This window comes from Bacteroides sp. 14(A), assembly GCF_000526555.1.
Classification (GTDB): domain Bacteria; phylum Bacteroidota; class Bacteroidia; order Bacteroidales; family Bacteroidaceae; genus Bacteroides; species Bacteroides cellulosilyticus.
The window spans coordinates 2,620,575-2,640,013 of sequence record NZ_JAGH01000002.1; the positions used below are offsets into that span (position 1 = coordinate 2,620,575).

Below are 19,439 nucleotides of genomic sequence, written 5' to 3' on the forward strand. Positions count from 1 at the left end.
CAATTCCCTTGTTGATTTGTTTATTAGATACCCGTCAACTTTAATATTATAGGTATGAGTTACAATTTGTTGAAAGGAAAAAGAGGCATTATTTTCGGTGCTCTGAATGAGCAGTCCATTGCCTGGAAAGTAGCTGAAAAAGCAGTAGAAGAAGGTGCAACGATCACCTTATCAAACACTCCGGTAGCAGTTCGCATGGGCGAAGTTTCCGCACTGGCAGATAAATTGAAATGTGAAGTTATCCCCGCTGACGCAACCAGCGTAGAAGATTTGGAAAATGTATTCAAACGCTCCATGGAAGTTTTGGGCGGACCGATTGACTTTGTGCTTCACTCCATTGGTATGTCTCCGAATGTTCGCAAGAAACGTACATATGATGATTTGGATTATGATATGCTGGGCAAGACGCTCGATATTTCCGCAGTGTCTTTCCATAAGATGATACAGGCTGCCAAAAAGCTGAATGCAATTGCCGATTACGGTTCAATCCTTGCATTGAGTTATGTGGCTGCACAACGTACATTCTATGGATACAATGATATGGCAGATGCAAAAGCTTTGCTGGAATCCATTGCACGTAGCTTCGGTTATATCTATGGCCGCGAACATAATGTACGTGTCAATACCATTTCACAGTCTCCGACTATGACTACTGCCGGTTCCGGTGTGAAGGGGATGGATAAGCTGTTCGATTTTGCCAACCGCATGTCTCCGCTGGGCAATGCTTCAGCTGACGAATGTGCTGATTATTGCATCGTAATGTTCTCCGACCTGACCCGTAAGGTAACCATGCAGAACTTATTCCATGACGGTGGTTTCTCCAGCGTGGGTATGAGCTTGCGTGCCATGGCTACTTACGAAAAAGGACTGGATGAATATATGGATGAGAATGGAAACATTATCTATGGGTAATATATAGTGATTAACGGTTAGTGATGAGTGATTAGTGGCTATGCAGTATAATGGCATAGCAAAATGAACCGCTCATCACTAACTTTTTTCATTTATCACTTATCACTAATAACTTATCACTTATCAACGTGGAAACAGCTCTTTATCTTTTGCCCGTCACTTTGGGTGATACACCGATTGAAACGGTGTTGCCTTCTTATAATAAGGAGATCATACTTGGGATTAGTCACTTCATAGTAGAGGATGTGCGTTCTGCACGCCGCTTTCTGAAGAAGGTGGACCGGGAAATAGATATTGATACACTGACTTTTTACCCGCTGAACAAGCATACATCACCTGAAGATATTTCGGGATATCTGAAACCGTTGATGGCGGGATTGTCTATGGGAGTGATTTCCGAAGCCGGCTGTCCGGCAGTCGCTGACCCGGGAGCGGATGTAGTGGCGATTGCTCAACGGAAGAATCTGAAAGTAGTGCCCTTGGTGGGACCTTCTTCAATTATTCTTTCTGTCATGGGTTCAGGCTTCAACGGGCAAAGTTTTGCTTTCCACGGTTACCTTCCTATTGAGCCGGGCGAGCGTGCCAAAAAAATAAGGACTCTGGAGCAGCGGGTTTATGCCGAACACCAGACTCAACTATTCATTGAAACACCTTACCGTAATAATAAAATGGTGGAAGACATCTTGCAAAATTGTCGTCCGCAAACCAAACTCTGTATTGCTGCGAACATTACGTGTGAGGGAGAATATATCAAAACCAAGACAGTGAAGGAGTGGCAGGGAAAAGTGCCCGATCTTTCTAAAATTCCTTGTATTTTTCTCTTGTACAAATAACATCTTTCAGGTGCTCATATTCGTTTTCAAAGCAGCAGCTGAAAAAGTTCTTGCCTAAATTATGCTCTATTTGCTGGAAAGTCCAAAGCTTTCCGTCTTTTACCTGCTTGTCCCGTAGAAGATTGTCGTCTTCTACATCAAGAATGAAAAGATAGATCAGCCGGTTCGTCACTTTATTCTCAAAGTGATACATGATATTGAACTGTAAATCTTGTATCGGTGCTTGTGGAAAAGCTTGTCTCACAAGCCGGACGATGCCTTGTTCCAGAGTTTCTCCATATAAAAGGTAACATTCCATGGGTATATCAGTCTTCCCCCGGTCGAGAATACAGCGTTGGGGGCGTGGACGAAGATACAACATACCGTTGTGAGATACAGCGATACGGACTACCGGATTGATATATTCATTTTTCTTGTTGATAGCATCCACTGCCAGGCTTCTGCCGATCACATCCCCTTTGGTATTAACAATGGGCACGAAAGCTGTGTGCTCCATCACTTGATTGAAATAGAGGATTCCGAACTGATTGAATAATATACTCAGAATAAATACAGCTGGCGGACAATACCGGAATAAAACATCCCTGGAAGTTTCACTTAAGGGACCGGGTAACAGAATTGTGATGAAGACTCCCAGGAAATGAAGAAAAGCGATGATGACAACTACCCGTGTTGTTACAATGGCAGACTCTGCCCCTTGCGCAAAAAGTTGTTTGCAACATTTCTGTGACTGGGAAATCTGGTGAGCGAGAAATCTTTTCCTGTTCAGGAAGATAATGACTACGGGTATGAGTGTACTGATCTCCAATGTCAGTGGAAACATTTCGCGGGAACTGCAATCACCGAAGATTAAAGTGGTCAGACTCAAAAGCAAGAGCATTCCGGTAGTGCAATAAAGTAGGAAGTTGGGGATTCTTGCTCCTTTTCCCCATAAGGTATATAAACTATAAAGGGCCCCTACACCTGCACCAATGTAGATGGAAATGTCTTGGGTTATAAATTCGCACAATATAATAGATACGATAACCGGGATAAATCCCAAAGACATATTAAACTTAGATGATAGAACTCCTCTTTTTGACATTGCAAACTTTATTCTGTCGTTATCTCATAGATAACAAATAAGTAGAGCAATTGGTTTTTACTTCGTTTCTTTTTTGTAAAACTGTACCTGTTTTTCGGCATGATAAGAAGAACGCACCAAAGGTGCACTTTCTACCTGATCGAATCCTTTTGTCAGACCGGTTTCTTTGTAAGAAGCGAATTGTGCGGGAGTAACGTATTCTGCCACAGGGTAATGTTTATGTGAAGGTTGCAAGTACTGTCCGATGGTCAGGATTTGACATCCTGCACGGTGCAAGTCATCCATCAGTTCTTCCACTTCTTCCGGAGTTTCGCCTAATCCTACCATGATTCCTGATTTTGCTGTGATTCCGCTGTCGGCTATCTGGCGTATTACTTCCAGACTTGTTTCGTAGCGGGCTGCACTACGTACCAGTGGAGTGATGCGTTTCACCGTTTCCATATTGTGGGAGATAATTTCCGGTTGTGCTTCAATAACTTGGGATACTAATTCTTTTCTTCCTTGAAAGTCGGGGATCAGAACCTCGATGGTAGTTTCCGGATTGAGGCGTTTGATTTCGCGTATGGTGCATGCCCAATGTGCAGCGCCGAGATCCGGTAGATCATCCCGGTCTACGGAGGTGATGACAGCATGGGATAGTTTCATCAAGGCTATGGATTCCGCTACATGGGTAGGCTCTTCCATATCTAATGGAAGCGGCTTGCCTGTCTGTGTATTACAGAATTTGCAGCAACGGGTACAGATGTCACCGCCTATCATGAAGGTGGCAGTACCTTTACCCCAACATTCTCCCATATTAGGGCAACGTCCGCTACTGCAAATGGTATGCAGGCAGTGAGATTCAACTATACGTTTGGTTTCGGTATACCGTTCATTGGCTCCAATACTTATTTTGAGCCATTCGGGTTTGCGTATTCTGTCTTTCATGATATTGATTTATTGTTCACCACAGATTACACAGATTAACACAGATTTCTTTATTTCTCTTTTTTATCTGTGTTAATCTGTGTAATCTGTGGTGAACTTTATGATCTTAAAGATTTTTTTCAAAGAAATTCGTTAGCTTCGTATACAGGTGATAACGGGTGTTTCCGCCATAGATACCGTGGTTGCGGTTTGTATAGAGTTGCATATCGAATTGCTTGTTCAACTGTACCAGATGTTCTGCATATTCTGCACAGTTTTGGAAATGAACATTGTCATCCGCCATTCCATGTACCAGCAATAAATTGCCATGCAATTTGTCTGCCCGGGTGAAAGCGGAAGAGCCTTTATATCCTTCAGCATTCTCTTTGGGAGTGCGCATGAAGCGTTCGCCATAAATTGTGTCGTAGTAATTCCAGTCAGTGACGGCTGCTACTGCAACTCCGGCCTTGAATACGGGCGTTCCCTCACTCATACTCATGATGGTCATGTATCCGCCATAACTCCAGCCCCAGATACCGATACGGTTTTTGTCTACATACGGCTGGCTACCCATATATTGGGCTGTTGCAACCTGGTCTTTCGCCTCTTTCACGCCAAGATTCAGGTAAGTGCATTTTTCGAAGTCTGCACCACGTCCGCCGGTTCCACGTCCGTCTACACAGACCACGATAAAACCACGACTGGCCATATAGGTTTCCCAACTGATGCTCCATGTGTCCAGTACCTGTTGTGAACCGGGTCCGCTGTATTGATACAGAAGTACAGGGTATTTCTTGGATGCGGAGAAATTCACAGGCTTCATCATCCAACCGTTCAGACTTACACCATCTCCGGTCTTGAAAGTGAAGAACTCTTTCTGGGGTACACTGTATTTGGACAAAGTCTGTTTCAGATTATCATTCGTAACAAGCGTACTCAATACTTTACCTGTATTATCATTTAGAGTAATGACAGTGGGAGTATTCAGGTTTGAATAACGATTCATGTAGTATTTCATGTTCGTACTGAACTGTGCACTGTTGAGACCCGGTTGAGAAGAAAGTTTGGTTTTCTTTCCCTTGCGGTCAATTTGGTATACGGCCTGGCGCAGCGGGCTTTCCTCATTACTGATATAATAGAAACTGTTATCTTCAGCGTCCCAGCCCAGGAATTCTTTTACTTCATAGTTTCCGCTGGTAACCTGTTTAATCAGATTTCCACCCATGCTGTACCAGTACAGATGATTGTAACCACTCTTTTCGCTCACGAAGCTGAAGTTTTCCGGATAGAAAATGATATTATCGAATACGCCTTCTTTGATATAAGCATCACTTTCGTCACGCAGAACCTGTTTGCAAACAGTAGAACGCGGATCACCGAAATACATGTCAAGACGATTCTGATGGCGGTTTAAGGTGATAATGGCCAGTTTGTTAGGATCTTGTGTGAAACGGATACGTGGGATGTACCCGTCAGCATCCAAGGGCACCTGCATCTTGCGGGTTACTTTCGATTTGATATCGAAGGTATGTACACTGACCTTTGAATTTGCTTCTCCTGTTTTGGGATATTTATAGGTATAATCTCCCGGATACTTCTCAAAAGCTGTGATATGGGGATTGCTTCCTGCAAAAACGGGGAAGCTGTAAGAGGGTACTTCCGTCTCGTCAAAGCGGATATAAGCCAGCATCTTGCTGTCGGCACTGAACTCCAGAGCACGGTTGAAAGAGAATTCTTCTTCATATACCCAGTCGGGAATACCGTTCAAAACGGCATTACGTTTGCCGTCTTCTGTAACCTGGCTTTCGCTGTTTCCGTAGAGAAACTTCACAAGATAGATATTATTATCCCGTACAAATGCAACCATTGTTCCGTCCGGTGAAAATACAGGTGCTTGCTGCGGGCCGCCATCTGAAAGCTTTTCTACTATGTTATTGATTTCTCCGTTGACATTTCGCTTCAGACTATATATATAATGTATAGCTGTATAAGAGCGGCGATAAATCGGAGTCTGTTCTGTAGCAATAAGCAATTTGCTGCCGTCAGGTGAAAAACTGTAGCTGTCAAACGTCTTAAACGGACATTCGCGTGCAGTAGCAGCATCGAACAATACTTCTACCTGTTTTCCTGTCTTGAAAGAGTATTTGATGATCTGCGTTCCTTCCGCATTCATTTGCGAATAGTGTTCCCCGTCTCCGGGAATGGGAATGACTCCGTAAATATTTTCAGCGCGGAATTTACCTGATACAATATCTTTTAAATCAAGAGGCTGACCGCCTTGTGCAAAGCCTGCCAATGTGCAGAGGCAAAGAAGAATTGCAATACTTATCTGTTTCATAATCCTGTTTGATTTCTTTAGAGGGCAAATATAGGGATAAAAACTGAAAAAGTGTAGATAAATTATGTTTCCTAATTGTAAAAAGCCCGTCCAGCTTTGTGGGGGCAAAGCTAAGGCGGGCTACCGTCACTCATAAATGATGATTGGGGCTTCTTTTGGTTAGAGGATTTTTACTTTCTTTTGATATTCGGCAATAGCTGCATCCAGGCGTTCGTGAGCAGTTGTGTCGCCCGGTACGTTATGTGACGGATGGATATACAGATGTACGCCGCGATCTGCCAGAATTTCGGCAACGGTAGTGATGGTCATCCATACCATAGTAACGAAACTCAGGGTTGACAATGGTCCCACCTTGTCGAAGTGATTCTTCAAAGGTACGGAAGCATCTACCAAAGGCACGCAGGAGTCCACTATGATATCGGCAAGTTGGAACAGGTTCTTACCGCTGGAATGACGGCTTGCTTTGTCGCCAGTTTCTCCGGCTGAGCCGTAAACGATTACTTTCATACCGCGCTTCTTAGCTTCCAGTGCCATGTCGATGTTTACTGCATTGATCCCTGTGTGAGAGAAAATCCAGATGCAATCTTTGGAATCGAAATCATAATTCTTCATGATTGCCTGTCCGTAACCCTCTGTTCTTTCCAGAAACAGGAATTGATGGATACCCATTTGGCCGATGATTTGTGTAAAGAATGTCAGCGGAAGTTCGCACAGTGGGTGAAAACCTACAAAACTACCGATACGAGGATACATCTCTTCAACGGGAATTGTTGCGTGACCACATCCGAACGTGTGTACCCAACGGCCGGCTTCGATGGAATCTGCCATAGCAGTGGCTGCCTTTTTGATATTCTCCAATTGCGTGGCTTCCAGTTTTTCCATGATGCCATGCGCGTTTTTTAACCATTCAAGTGCTAACATAATTTTTTTGATTTTTAGGGGGTAAATAATTTCTTTTATTTGAGTGAGCGTTTAAACAATAGAAGCATGATGAGCAGGGAGGCAATCATCATATAAGGATACACAACGATACTGTATCCTTGCGAGATAATTCCCGTGAGGCTGTTCAGTAATGTCTGTCCGATCAGAGCTATAACAAGGGCCACACTGAATGCCGTTCCCGACAGAGAAGCGTACCGGCTGCCGACAATGCTGAGTATGACGGGGAAAGTAGATGCCAGTCCTGCACCGACAAGCACCATACCTATGGCAGCACGTGCAAAGTCCGGTGAAAAAGTCAGCAGTGCAAAACCTATTGCGGCCGTAATCAGGCTGGCGCAAAGAACAGTTTCCTGTTTTATCTTTTTGAAGAGAACTACCAGCAACAGACGGGCAACAGTCAGTCCGGCCACCATGCAAGTCAGTGCCATGAGCGCCCGGTTTTCGGGGATGTTGGTGGTTTGTCCCAGGTAGAGTGTGGTCCAGTTGTTGCATACACCTTCGATACCGCTTTGGAAAAAGAGGATAAAACTGAGTAATAATAAGCTACTTTCTTTTAATAACCCCAGCCCTTCTTTGATTGGGAATCCTTGCGGCTGTTTGGGTGCGGGGAAGCGTACACCGAGACAGAACAGGATACCTGCCAACATTACAACACCCGTGCCTTGCAGTATAATTTCAAAAGAATAATATCCGGACAGGAAACTGAGTAATACAGGAATCCCCAGCGCACCGATACCATAGAATGCACCCAACAGACTAAGGCGTGAACCTTTCTCCGCTTCGTCGGAAATATCAGCTACTAAAGCATTTGTTTCACCGTTCAGAATCCCTCCTCCCAGGCCGATTCCGATAATGGAAAGTTGCAACAATGGGATACTTGTAAAGAAAGCAATTCCTTCCAGTCCGAGCAACACGACCAGACAACTGAGCAGCAGTAACGCTTTGTGTCCGAAGCGATCTACAATAGGGCCGAACAACAGGGAGCCTCCCAATAAACCGAGAGGCAGGAACGTCACCAGTGCGGTGGCTTGGAGATTGTCCAAACCCAGTTTGGTGGTGAGGGACGGTAGTACCGAGCCCAGGGTGATCATCGAAATGCCAAAGAAGCACATACCGATGCACGCAGCCGTGAAAACCAGATTCTTGTTGTAACTACTCATATTCTTATTAATAAAAATGATAAGGTGGTCAGATTACTCGTACAGGTGCTTTTTAATAGCGAGAAAAGCAGCTCCTATCAGTCCGGCATTACCGGACAATTGAGAGGCTACAAATTCCACCTGCTTGATACTGAGCGGTTGCGCCCATTTACAGGCTTCTTTGTAGATATCATCTATGAAGATACCGGCAGGGCCGAATACACCTCCACCCCAGATTATCTTTTGCGGATTCAGCAGGCTGACAAAGTTGGCAGAGGCCATTCCCCACATTTCTATGGCTTTGTGCAGTACGGAAACTGCAATCGGATCTTCCTCATTGTATGCGCTGAATACATCATAAGCGGAAATGCGGCAGATAGGTTTTTGACGTAAGCGTCCCTTATAAGCTTTATTTGCACGGACTGCATCCCGCACTCTGGCTCCGATACCATTTCCCGAGGCATAATATTCGAAACAACCGCAGGCATCGTATTCTTCTTTATAGGGAGGTTGCAGTGCCATCCAGCCGGTAGCACCGATGATGTCGCTTGCACCGTGCAACACGTGTCCGTCGATAATGATTCCTGCACCTATACCGGTTCCTACGGCAATGAATACTGCACTATGGCAATCTTTGGCTGCTCCCTGCCACATTTCTCCATACATATAGCAAGTACGGTCGCTGTCGATGTAGATTTCTATATCCGGTGCCGTTACGGTACGGAGTACTTCTTGTAGCGGGTAGTTTTCCCAGCCGGGGATGTTCGGGGCCCATACACGTCCCGTCTGCGAATAGACAATGCCGGGGACACATATACCGACACCGTCAATCTGGATACGGCTTCTGCGGGCAACAGTCAGGAGTTTAGCGAGGATTTCTGCGGCAAGTTTGCCTACTTCGTGTCCCGTTCTTCCTTTCAGCAGACGCTTTCGGTTGAACAACATACTTCCGTCAGGGAGGAATATAGCGCTTGCTATTTTGGTGCCGCCTATGTCGAGAGCGATGGTAGCCATGGTATTTATAGTATTTATAGGTTGATCTATCAAGGTTTTAGGCAAAGCTATGAATTAATTTCGTTTTCCATGCTTATTTATTGAAGGAAATGTGTGTAAAACATGTTGCTGATCACTAAAATATATTTAATAGATTCGTCTTGATATGCGATGTTTGTATTCTATCTTGCTTAATATCAATAGATGAAACTTTTTTTAATGCAGTGTAAAATAAATGATTTTATGTTCGTTAACGTTTTGCTCGGAATAGTTAGGCGGATATGTGAGTTATAGCAATGGAGTTTAAAGTGCCTACCTATAAGTTTACACATACTTTTACATGCACGCTTGCACTCATATCTTGCATCGCCTTATTCATCGGGGTTAGAGCGGTGGTGGCAGCAAATAAAAAGAAGTGTAGGCAAATTTGCCTACACCAAGTGATATATGTATATATGTCACTCATAATCTGTTGGATACGTCATGTGAGATGTTCAAAATGGCAGTTTGGTTACCTGCTATTTTTATGCCTTTTTATGAAGAAAAGCATGGAAGGTATGCCGCTTTTTGCTTGATATACGCCTTCGTCCGTTCAGTACACGTCATAATCTTGCTTCATCCGGCCTGTATTTCTTTCACTAACCACCCATGTTCCTTCTGCTTACACTCCATGTTTCTTCCGCTGACAAGCGATGTTTTAGCATGTCCACGTATGTGGTTCAAGTGCTTCACATAGGTGAAGCAGCATGCCTACAATTGTGAAGCACGTAAACCACAGATGTAGGCACACAGAATTAAAGCATCTGAAGGTAAAGAAAGCGTTATGTAAGAGCAAGTAAGAGGGGATGCAAAGCAGAGGGAAGCGTAAAGCAAGAGTGGATGCAAAGCAGAAAGGGATGCAAAGCAGAAGGGACATGAAAAGCAGAAGGGGCACATAAAATACAGGACAACTATAATTACAAAACAACTCTTTTAGGCCAATTCTTAATCATTGATTATTAGAGAATTACAAGAAGCGCATTTTCTGTCGGCAAGAAGTTAAGAGCTTGTCGACAAGAAGTTAACTTCCTGTTTACAAACTCTTGACTTCCTGTAAGCAGAGAATATAAGGTTTTTCCATTGACTTTACAAAAATAGAGACGGATTCTAATACTTTTTCCGATCATGAATATCTTTTTTCGGGAATTAGAAGAGTTGTCATCCCGTATGAAGTGAAAAGATATGAGCTAAATGATGAATAATACTATCTCAATCCTTTTCCTCCCGGGAATTGTCTCCCCCGATAATAGGAGAGCCGGAGGGGGGCCAAGTTACTTTTATTTGTGACATATTTCGTACCAACTTATTTTTTTAGCATTACTTAGATAAGCAGTTCAAAAAGGTAATTGATGAATAAAATCATATCCATCAATTACCATAATGTGTGTCGCTACTTTTCTTTTGTTAATATTGCGTGCTCCGGTACGGAAAATCCGATAGGCAGTACTTCTTCGATATCATCTCTGCCTTCTACTTCCCACCAAATTCCTTCTTTCTCATCTAAATGCCAAAGAAGCTTTTCCGGAGATAACAATTTAATGTATCCTCCGGAGATCCCTCTACCATTGAAATGCTTCTTACGCTTATCATAAAAAGATATTCCCATAGTAGGAACCTTTGACTTGTCATAAGCATTACTATTAGGTGCCCAAATATACATATTGTCCGGACGGGTAGTGGAAATTTTCAGATTCCAACATGTAGGTAAAGGTCCCATGTAGTCTTCAAGCACTTCTCCTTTTACGGAAAGATAATATCCGCCGTAAAGACCATGGGTTTCAGCGTATCGTGAAATTTTTCTACCTTTCTGAAAAACGATCTTGAAAATCGTATCATTCGATTGGTAAACCCATGTTCCTACATAGGGGTCTATGTTATTTCCGGCTCCATCTACCTTTTGAGCCCAAATGGCAACATTCATTAGAATGAAGCACAAGATTAAATTGATTCTTTTCATGTTATTTCTAATTACAATTATTATTAGTATATTGATCATTCTTATCGACTATTTTAGTGGTCCAGTTGTCGCTCTTATTAGTGGGTGACATTGGTCGAAACATTACAGATACTCCCGCCTCGGTACTGTCGAGAAATCGAATTAATTTTCCTATGCTTTCTTCCGCAGTACCGAATTTTACATCTGTTACTTTATCTTTCCAAGCATCCTTGATACCTTCATCCGCATTCCTGTTTTCATCAAAAACTCTATCAGCAAATACTGCAAATAATTCTTCCGAAGTAATAATAATGCTCAGACATCCAATACCGGAAATCACCCCAAAACTATAGTTGTCTACATCAATGTTTCCCCTTTGATAATAAAAGGCCATTTTTTGTAAATCACTCAGTGATGTTATACAGCTTTGACCAGTTATGGCGGGATGACAGTGGTAGTGTTCCGTTATAAGTTTGCCTGCAACCTGCCCGCTATAATCATAGCTGAGGGATGTTCCTGTTCTATTGCTCGGGCTGATATATTCACCCGTATTAGTCTTTAACCACCCGTCTTCAATCTGGCTGGTCTGGTTATTGTCGAAGAATAAGTCCACCTTATTTCTAAAAGCCGCATCTCCCGATAATAGCTGCGATTTGCTACAAGGGTCGTTTATATGCACTTCGTTGCAATGCCTGCTACCACAAACAGCGCATGGATGTCCTGGACATATCGGACAAGAAGCACTCGCCCTTGTAGCTATGCCATCCATAATCAGTCCTCCACATTCTGAGCATTTAGGACCGTTGCAATCGTCCGGATTGTCTGGATCTGTATTCCCGTCATAGCATGTGCAAGGAAAATCGCCACAAACGGGACAACAAACGCATGAAGAATAGCCGCAAACGGGACAACAAGTGCAAGGATAATTGCCACAATTGAAACAGCAAATGCATGGATTGTATCCACAAGTGGGACATATATCGCAAATACATGGATCGTTTCCACATATGAAACAAACATTGCAGGTACATGGATTATTTCCACAATAATAACAGCAGGAACAATCATTAACGTTTTGCCCGCAGTTCGTACAATACTCAATTAATACCTCGCATCCACCTCCGTCATACGTGTGGTACATGCCACAGAATGCGCAATAATACACATCATTTTCCCAATCTATGGAATAAGTGGATAAGGACCGATCCACCAAGTTTACAGAAAGAAAGTCATTATCTTTAGAATACTTGGATTGTTGCTGGTGTGTAGTTCTGAAAATCTTGTGGGTTCTCTTTCCATCGGTGTAATAATAGGCGGACTTGATACGTCCGCTAAGATAAGACTTATACCATACTCCGGTAAAAGCGTTGTCATCGGGAAGGTGTCGCATTGTCTTCATCTTCTTCTTGTGCTTCTTTATATAGCTTTTTTCTCCTATCAGCGTAACCATGTAGCAATCTACGCTCTTTTGTCCGATTTTTTGTTCGAACACAAGCATGCACTCCGGTTTAATGCGTTCAAAGATAGTTTTTTCCCCCTTTCGTTTCATCGTTTTATGCGCGCATAATTTTCCTCCACTGACATTTAAGGGTATTTCTACATAATTGGATGTTGAATCCGACCATTCTCTATACTCATTCCACAGGGGGATGATGTTGCTTCCCTGAACATCCGGCAAGCTTCGCGTCGTATGCTCATGTCGACACGTGTCCGTGTGTATATGAGTGCTGTCCTTCGTCACATCCGTGCTGTCATTTGCCTCGTGTCCATGCATTTTGTCCTGTGTCTGTGGCAAAACTAGTTGGGAGATGTGTGAATAATACCTCTTCGCCGCATCAAGGCGCATTGTATTGTCGCCCGTTTTCTGGGTATCCTCTTGCTTGTGTTTCCATGAACCGGGCAGATCGTCGTAGCAAGAATACCATAAGGCGGCGAATAGCGCTAAAATAAATATTAGTTTTTTCTTTTTCATTTTGATGTTTTTATACTGTTTAATTACATTTGTTTGCACATTCCTTCCTTTATAAAATCAGGTAAAGAGGTAGAAGAGCAATAATTTTCGAATACCTTTTGGGCTTTCTCTAAATAATATTGAGAATGGCACCTAATGAGATGGTAGTTTTTTTTGCATTTTCTTTTTGTTTTTAAGATTGATAAATTATTTAGTTTGCATCCGGATGTCGCTTAAATATCTTTTTATATGGGTTTTGGCTTGCATGGCAATGCTGCCTTCCAACTGATAATCACCAAACAATATAGACTGGCCCAATGTGATAGCTTCCTGATTTCTCATTGTTATCGCATAAAAGCGGAATAAATAGTATTGAGGTAAAATCCGACCGGGAACCATGTTGCAGGCTATGCGAAAACAGTGCTCCGCCTTTGCATTGTTTTGCAGATGGAAATAGGAGTTTCCCAAATCCATCAATATTTCGGAAGTAGGGGAGAGGTAAGCCGCTTTCTCTAAGTATTCTTTGGCATCTGCATAATTTTGCTGTGTATACAGTTGCTTGGCTGTAAACAATATCTCTTTCTTTTCATATTGTGAGGATCGGGTACCACTCCACGCTATAATTGTCATAAGCAATAGCATTATGACTAAATACCTCATGGGGAAAGCATAAAAAGTGAATTTAGAGTTGTTGTTTTGAAAAGCTCCCAGAACAATACACAAGACGGCAAGAGGCAGAACCTGGAATGTATAGGAGAAAAGTGAGAATACGGCAAGGTAAATCAGAAGCAGTTTACGCAGGCGGTCACAATACGTAGCCTTGCAATATATCCCATGCAACCATATTGTCACATATAAAAGTATGCCTGGCAACCCATACTCACATGCTATTCTCAGGTATTCATTAAATGCATATATATTGTTGGTCGCTTTAGCTGCATATTCATGATTAGGATGTTTTTCTAAAAAATCAGCCTGCGCATACATGTAGCGCGCCGCAAATGATGAAGCCCCTCCGCCTGTATAAGGCTTGGATTGAATTAACTCAGTACACACACGCCAAATGAATAATCTGCCATCAGCCGATTGCTTCTTTAATTGATACAAAAAGGGAGAACTGAATAAAAATAGGATGAGCAGCAACAGCCCTGCATATCTATATCGCTTCTTCTGAAAAAGGAAGAAGAAAAAAGATACCGCTATCAATAATGCCACCCAAGCGGCTCTTGAAAAGCTGGCAATAAACATGCTACCGGTTAATAATCCTACAATCAGTAGCATGAAAAGACTCATATATTGCTTGGCGATATACTTATGCCATGCAAAATGAATCTGTATCAATAAGGCGATTCCAAGAAAAGCACCGTAAGGTCCGGGGTTGGTAAAGGTTCCCGTAATTGAGAAAAGAGGATGATTGGATTCTATGATGTTCCAATATTGTCCCCAGCCTATAATGGCCTCGATGCTTCCCAAAAATGCAATACATATATATAGCCTGCGTTGAACGGATATGGATGAACGGAAAATACGGGTAGCCACGTAAACTACAGATAATGTATAACTATATATTAATTGCTCATTTGATATAACTCTACTGTTGAATATAAACGACGAACTGATCCACCACAGTATGAAGCATAGGACAAGAATGTCATATAAGGTACAGACGTATTTTATTCTATATTGGCGCATCTATTTATTCTGTTATAGTTAATTTATAAGAAACTTTTGTCTATGAAGTATTGTACGCCTTCACTGTAAAAGAAAGGCAATTCTTCTTTACCGTGATCTAGGTTTTTTAACCAATATAGCGTATTGGAAGGAACATCCTGAAATATCAGATAATTATCTTTTGCAACTTGCTTCCCGGCGCTTTTCCAGCTGCAATCATAATACATAAGTTCATAACGATTCCCTTTTACAATCATATTGTTCGCATTTCGCGGAGCCATCCTGATATGCGTTACGCATATCGGTTTCGGGAAATTCATTCCTATAGAGCTTCCCCCTGCATAAGTCTCTAGATTTCCATCAAAAGGGCTATAGGGTTCACGTCCTGTTTGCATAGGTGTGCCTATAGCCTTTTTCAGCGTGTCTTTCTTAAAAGCGCATGGTGAGAATATGGGAAGGGGAGTAGGAGAGATGGATATTTCTTTAGGAATATCTTTCCCTAAAAACTCCATTTCTGCAATATTGACGGCATGTCCGGGAACAATAAATGAATAATTGCGATATTTCTTTTTATTACAAAATTCAAACTCTTGCAAATAAGGTTGGGGTACTACCGGTAATTTATACAAAGTGTCACTTTCCTTCTTTTCATTATACCCGATTAAAATACCTCCACGAATGGTTTCGTATATCTTACTTAAATGCCTTTTAATCGGATATTTTCTTGTTACAAGAATATCTTGTTTTTGCATATCTGGTTTTATTGGTTTATGATGAATGTGCTTATTCGTTTGTCTCCAAAAAGAGGTGCTTATAAGTTTTCCGTCTTTCAGCCTTAAATCTAAAGGTTTATATGGTTTACTATCCGAAAAAGGTTCGGGTATTTCAGCTAAAGAATCAGCCGTTAAAATGAATGGAGTAGAAAAGGATATATACTCTTCATCGACATAATAAGCCGGAAAAAACAGATGATTAATAGGCACTTGTTCAAAAATAGCTTCCCTTTTTTTATAATCAACCTTACCCCAGGCCACAGCTGTAAGCTCCGTCTTTGTATTGAAAGTACACAAATAGACATTATTATTATCTATGAATAGGTCTAAAGGTACCCTTAAAGTAATAGTAGGATGATATCTCCATGTAACATCAAGTAATGTAGGAATAGCCAGCTCAGCCGGAATACTTTCGTCCGGACGTGCAGTAAAATAGGGCGTTTTCCTATTGGCTCCATACGTCCGTCTATATACCTTGCTCGAATACTGTAATTCGCTCTCCCAATCATCCATTAAATTATTATTTGGTACGGTATAAGGCAGGGGAATGTTTGTAGAGTCAGGGGATGCACACCAATAATGCGGATTATCGCGGTCTCTGTATTGTGGGGTAAACTCAAAATAAACGGGTATTCCGGAAGCCCTAAGAATATTGCAACTCCATGTGGTAATATTGAAACAATTCATCTTAAACTCATTCATATACAGGTCATAAACACCTAAATGCCCTTGTGGAGTAGCGCCTCTATACAGGATACGCAAATCTGTTATATATTGAATATACTCTCCTATTACTGTACGGATGGATTCCATTCCCTTTTGCGACAGTATATGATGATATTTGTTTTTTAATGCGGTTTTCGTGAAAGGCAAATGCTCATTTCCGGTACGATAAGGGAGTATGGCTTCTTTGAAATCATCAAAACTCAAATTCACAAGTAAAGGATTGTTTCTCCATTCATTAAAAGCTGACTCTATATTGTCAATCAAAAAATCCGCATTCATGTTTTTGATGTCGCATGTACCTGTGTGTTTAGAAGGGGCTGGGTATTCATTAAAGTTCATAACCAGTTGCTTGACTATCGAATCATATTCGGGCCATTTATTTCTCACTCCTCTTAAAGCCTTCTTTTGGTATAAGGAATCCATTTGAGCAAAAAAAGTGTGATGGACAGAATCTAAAATTATTTCACTTAGACTTTTGTGGTAGGGCATATTGCTAATCAAAAAACAAGCTGCTTTATATTTTTGGCGATCTTTCCTTTTGTAATGTTTTAATACAGCCTCCAGTTGTGTACTATTGTTTCCGGCCAACACTAATGCCTCTTTGACTTCTTGAGGGTAACTATCGCAAGATATCAAAATGAATAGTATCATTCCCCATTGACAAATAAACTTTATGGTATTAGATTTCATTACTAATAGAGTTTTATTATTGCAAAAATATAACTATTTTTATAAGAACTAAAGCTTCATGTTTGGCGTATATAGACGTTTGTTGTGCTTAAAGTATTTATAGATAGACTGTTATTAAATTTGTGAAAATGAATAATACTACTTTTATAACGAAAAAGACTCTGATTCTTTTTTTTGCTTCACTTTTCATTCATATAAAAATTATATATATTGTATCTTTACCGAAGCTCTATCTCAAAGAAAAGCCTTATTTTTGTAACAAATAACAGCTTTATGGATGTAGCACCTATATTATACAATGAGTTTCCGCTTTTCCTGAAACGTTATTTTCCGTATAAGGTACAGAAAATATCACTGAATGCCGGTTTCACCTGCCCGAATCGGGATGGCGTGAAAGGGTATGGTGGTTGTACCTATTGCAATAATCAGACTTTCAATCCCGAATACTGTCGTACGGAAAAATCCGTAACCCAGCAGTTGGAAGAGGGTAAAGTCTTTTTCGCCCATAAGTATCCTGAAATGAAATACCTTGCCTATTTTCAGGCATACACCAATACTTACGGTGAATTGGAAGCATTGAAGCGGAAATATGAGGAAGCACTGTCTGTTCCCGATGTGGTCGGTCTGGTCATCGGTACGCGTCCGGATTGCATGCCGGATACTTTGCTGCATTATCTGGAAGAAGTGAATAAAAACACTTTCCTGTTGGTCGAATATGGTATTGAAAGTACCCACGATGCCACACTCCGCCGAATCAATCGCGGACACACTTTTCAGGATACGGTAGATGCTGTGGAAAGGACTGTTGCCTGCGGTATTCTTACCGGTGGGCATATTATATTGGGACTTCCCGGTGAAACGCATGAGGATTTGGTTGCACAGGCCGCTACGCTGTCGCGTCTTCCGATTACAACTCTCAAAATGCATCAATTGCAGTTGATACGCGGTACCCGTATGGCACATGAATATGAACAACATCCCGAAGACTTCCACCTTTTCGGGGTAGAAGAATATATTGATTTGGTAATAGACTACATAGAGCATCTGCGCCCTGATTTAGTTTTAGAACGCTTTGTCTCACAGTCTCCTAAAGAATTGTTAATAGCACCCGACTGGGGACTGAAAAATTATGAATTTAATCATCGAATACAAAAAAAAATGCGTCAGCTCGGAGCTTATCAGGGAAAGAAATATGATATGTGAGAAAAAAAACTTATTTTTGCGGCTGTTTGAATGTAGAATCAATCTAAATAAAGAAGTTTTATGAACCAGAAGACTATGATAAAAGGAAAAATACACTATGTAGGAGTCAATGATCGTAACAAGCACCTGTTTGAAGGCTTGTGGCCATTACCTTATGGAGTGTCTTATAACTCTTACCTGATAGACGACGAAACAGTGGCTTTGATTGATACGGTAGATGCTTGTTATTTCGAAGTATATCTTCGTAAAATAAAAAGTATTATTGGCGAACGTCCTATCCAGTATCTCATCATTAACCACATGGAGCCCGACCATTCCGGTTCGATCCGCCTCATTAAACAACATTATCCCGATATTGTCATTGTTGGTAATAAGCAAACCTTCGGTATGATCGAAGGTTACTATGGTGTGACAGGCGAACAATATGTTGTGAAAGATGACGATTTCCTGGCATTGGGACATCACAAACTGCGTTTCTACCTGACACCGATGGTTCACTGGCCTGAAACTATGATGACTTTTGACGAAACAGAAGGCGTACTATTCTCCGGCGATGGTTTCGGATGTTTCGGTACGTTGGATGGTGGTTTCCTTGATACCCGTATCAATACGGATCGTTATTGGGATGAAATGGTGCGCTATTACTCCAATATCGTTGGTAAATACGGTTCTCCGGTACAGAAGGCTTTGCAGAAATTGGGAGGATTGCACATTACGACCATCTGCTCTACCCATGGACCTGTTTGGACAGAGTATATAAGTAAAGTAATAGGCATTTACGATAAACTAAGTCGCTATGCTGCCGATGAAGGAGTGGTGATAGCTTACGGTTCCATGTATGGCCATACAGAGCAAATGGCGGAAGCCATCGCAGCGGAACTATCTGCACAGGGCATCAAGAATATCGTGATGCACAACGTCAGCAAAAGCAATCCTTCCTATATCATTGCAGATATCTTCAAATACCGTGGTCTGATTATTGGTAGTCCCACTTATAGCAATCAGATTTATCCGGATATCGAGTCCCTGCTTTCCAAAATACTGATACGCGAAGTTAAAGGCCGCTATCTGGGTTACTTCGGATCGTTCACTTGGGCAGGCGCTGCGGTAAAGCGTATGGCTGAGTTTGCCGAGAAGAGCAAATTTGAAATTATAGCCGACCCTGTAGAGATGAAGCAAGCGATGAAGGACATCACTTACGAACAATGCGAACACCTGGCACGTTCTATGGCTGAACGCCTGAAGAAGGACAGGGAATAGTAATTTTTGATAAGATACCCCTAATTTATTAACCTGATAAAAA

14 protein-coding genes are annotated in these 19,439 nt (G+C 41.7%); 4 read left to right on the forward strand and 10 right to left on the reverse strand.

The window, feature by feature from the left end; genetic code table 11:
- The first annotated feature begins 54 nt into the window (after window positions 1–54).
- Both K429_RS0117430 and K429_RS0117435 read left to right on the forward strand, forming a co-directional pair.
- Complete coding sequence (locus tag K429_RS0117430; RefSeq protein WP_007212500.1) at window positions 55–912, forward strand: enoyl-ACP reductase; 858 nt, start codon at window positions 55–57, stop codon at window positions 910–912.
- Window positions 913–1,040: 128 nt separating this feature from the next.
- Complete coding sequence (locus tag K429_RS0117435; protein ID WP_007212501.1) at window positions 1,041–1,745, forward strand: SAM-dependent methyltransferase; 705 nt, start codon at window positions 1,041–1,043, stop codon at window positions 1,743–1,745.
- Here the strand turns inward: K429_RS0117435 and K429_RS0117440 are convergent.
- The 10 genes from K429_RS0117440 to K429_RS0117490 all read right to left on the reverse strand — a co-directional run bounded on the left by K429_RS0117440 (window position 1,711) and on the right by K429_RS0117490 (window position 16,933).
- A complete protein-coding gene (locus K429_RS0117440) occupies window positions 1,711–2,829 on the reverse strand; it encodes a hypothetical protein (protein WP_022208786.1) in 1,119 nt (372 codons plus the stop codon). The genes K429_RS0117435 and K429_RS0117440 overlap by 35 nt on opposite strands.
- A gap of 57 nt (window positions 2,830–2,886) precedes the next feature.
- Entirely contained in the window at window positions 2,887–3,756 is an 870-nt protein-coding gene (gene lipA / locus K429_RS0117445; protein ID WP_026367738.1) for a lipoyl synthase, read from the reverse strand.
- A 106-nt stretch (window positions 3,757–3,862) separates the two neighbouring features.
- A complete protein-coding gene (locus K429_RS0117450; RefSeq protein WP_026367739.1) occupies window positions 3,863–6,073 on the reverse strand; it encodes a S9 family peptidase in 2,211 nt (736 codons plus the stop codon).
- A gap of 159 nt (window positions 6,074–6,232) precedes the next feature.
- The gene (locus K429_RS0117455; RefSeq protein WP_007212505.1) at window positions 6,233–6,994 is read right to left on the reverse strand and encodes a sugar isomerase domain-containing protein; all 762 of its coding nucleotides are present in this window, start codon (window positions 6,992–6,994) and stop codon (window positions 6,233–6,235) included.
- A 35-nt stretch (window positions 6,995–7,029) separates the two neighbouring features.
- Window positions 7,030–8,175 carry a sugar MFS transporter gene (locus K429_RS0117460; RefSeq protein WP_026367740.1) on the reverse strand — a complete coding sequence of 382 codons (1,146 nt, stop codon included), beginning with the start codon at window positions 8,173–8,175 and terminating at the stop codon, window positions 7,030–7,032.
- 33 nt (window positions 8,176–8,208) lie between these two features.
- Window positions 8,209–9,168, reverse strand: a complete 960-nt coding sequence (locus K429_RS0117465) for an ROK family protein (protein WP_007212507.1) — start codon at window positions 9,166–9,168, stop codon at window positions 8,209–8,211.
- 1,408 nt (window positions 9,169–10,576) lie between these two features.
- Window positions 10,577–11,143, reverse strand: coding sequence for a DUF6705 family protein (locus K429_RS0117470; protein ID WP_007215308.1), 567 nt, complete (start codon window positions 11,141–11,143; stop codon window positions 10,577–10,579).
- Window positions 11,144–11,150: 7 nt separating this feature from the next.
- Window positions 11,151–13,094, reverse strand: coding sequence for a hypothetical protein (locus K429_RS30340; RefSeq protein WP_144430754.1), 1,944 nt, complete (start codon window positions 13,092–13,094; stop codon window positions 11,151–11,153).
- Window positions 13,095–13,280: 186 nt separating this feature from the next.
- Window positions 13,281–14,765: an O-antigen ligase family protein gene (locus K429_RS0117485; protein WP_081679812.1), complete on the reverse strand. Its 1,485-nt coding sequence runs from the start codon at window positions 14,763–14,765 to the stop codon at window positions 13,281–13,283.
- A 23-nt stretch (window positions 14,766–14,788) separates the two neighbouring features.
- Window positions 14,789–16,933: a hypothetical protein gene (locus K429_RS0117490; protein WP_026367744.1), complete on the reverse strand. Its 2,145-nt coding sequence runs from the start codon at window positions 16,931–16,933 to the stop codon at window positions 14,789–14,791.
- A gap of 273 nt (window positions 16,934–17,206) precedes the next feature.
- On the opposite strand from K429_RS0117490, the gene K429_RS0117495 reads away from it, so the two are divergent.
- Together K429_RS0117495 and K429_RS0117500 are read left to right on the forward strand one after the other, a co-directional pair.
- A complete protein-coding gene (locus K429_RS0117495; RefSeq protein ID WP_026367745.1) occupies window positions 17,207–18,136 on the forward strand; it encodes a TIGR01212 family radical SAM protein in 930 nt (309 codons plus the stop codon).
- A gap of 60 nt (window positions 18,137–18,196) precedes the next feature.
- Window positions 18,197–19,396: an FprA family A-type flavoprotein gene (locus K429_RS0117500; protein WP_007212511.1), complete on the forward strand. Its 1,200-nt coding sequence runs from the start codon at window positions 18,197–18,199 to the stop codon at window positions 19,394–19,396.
- Window positions 19,397–19,439: the final 43 nt, after the last annotated feature.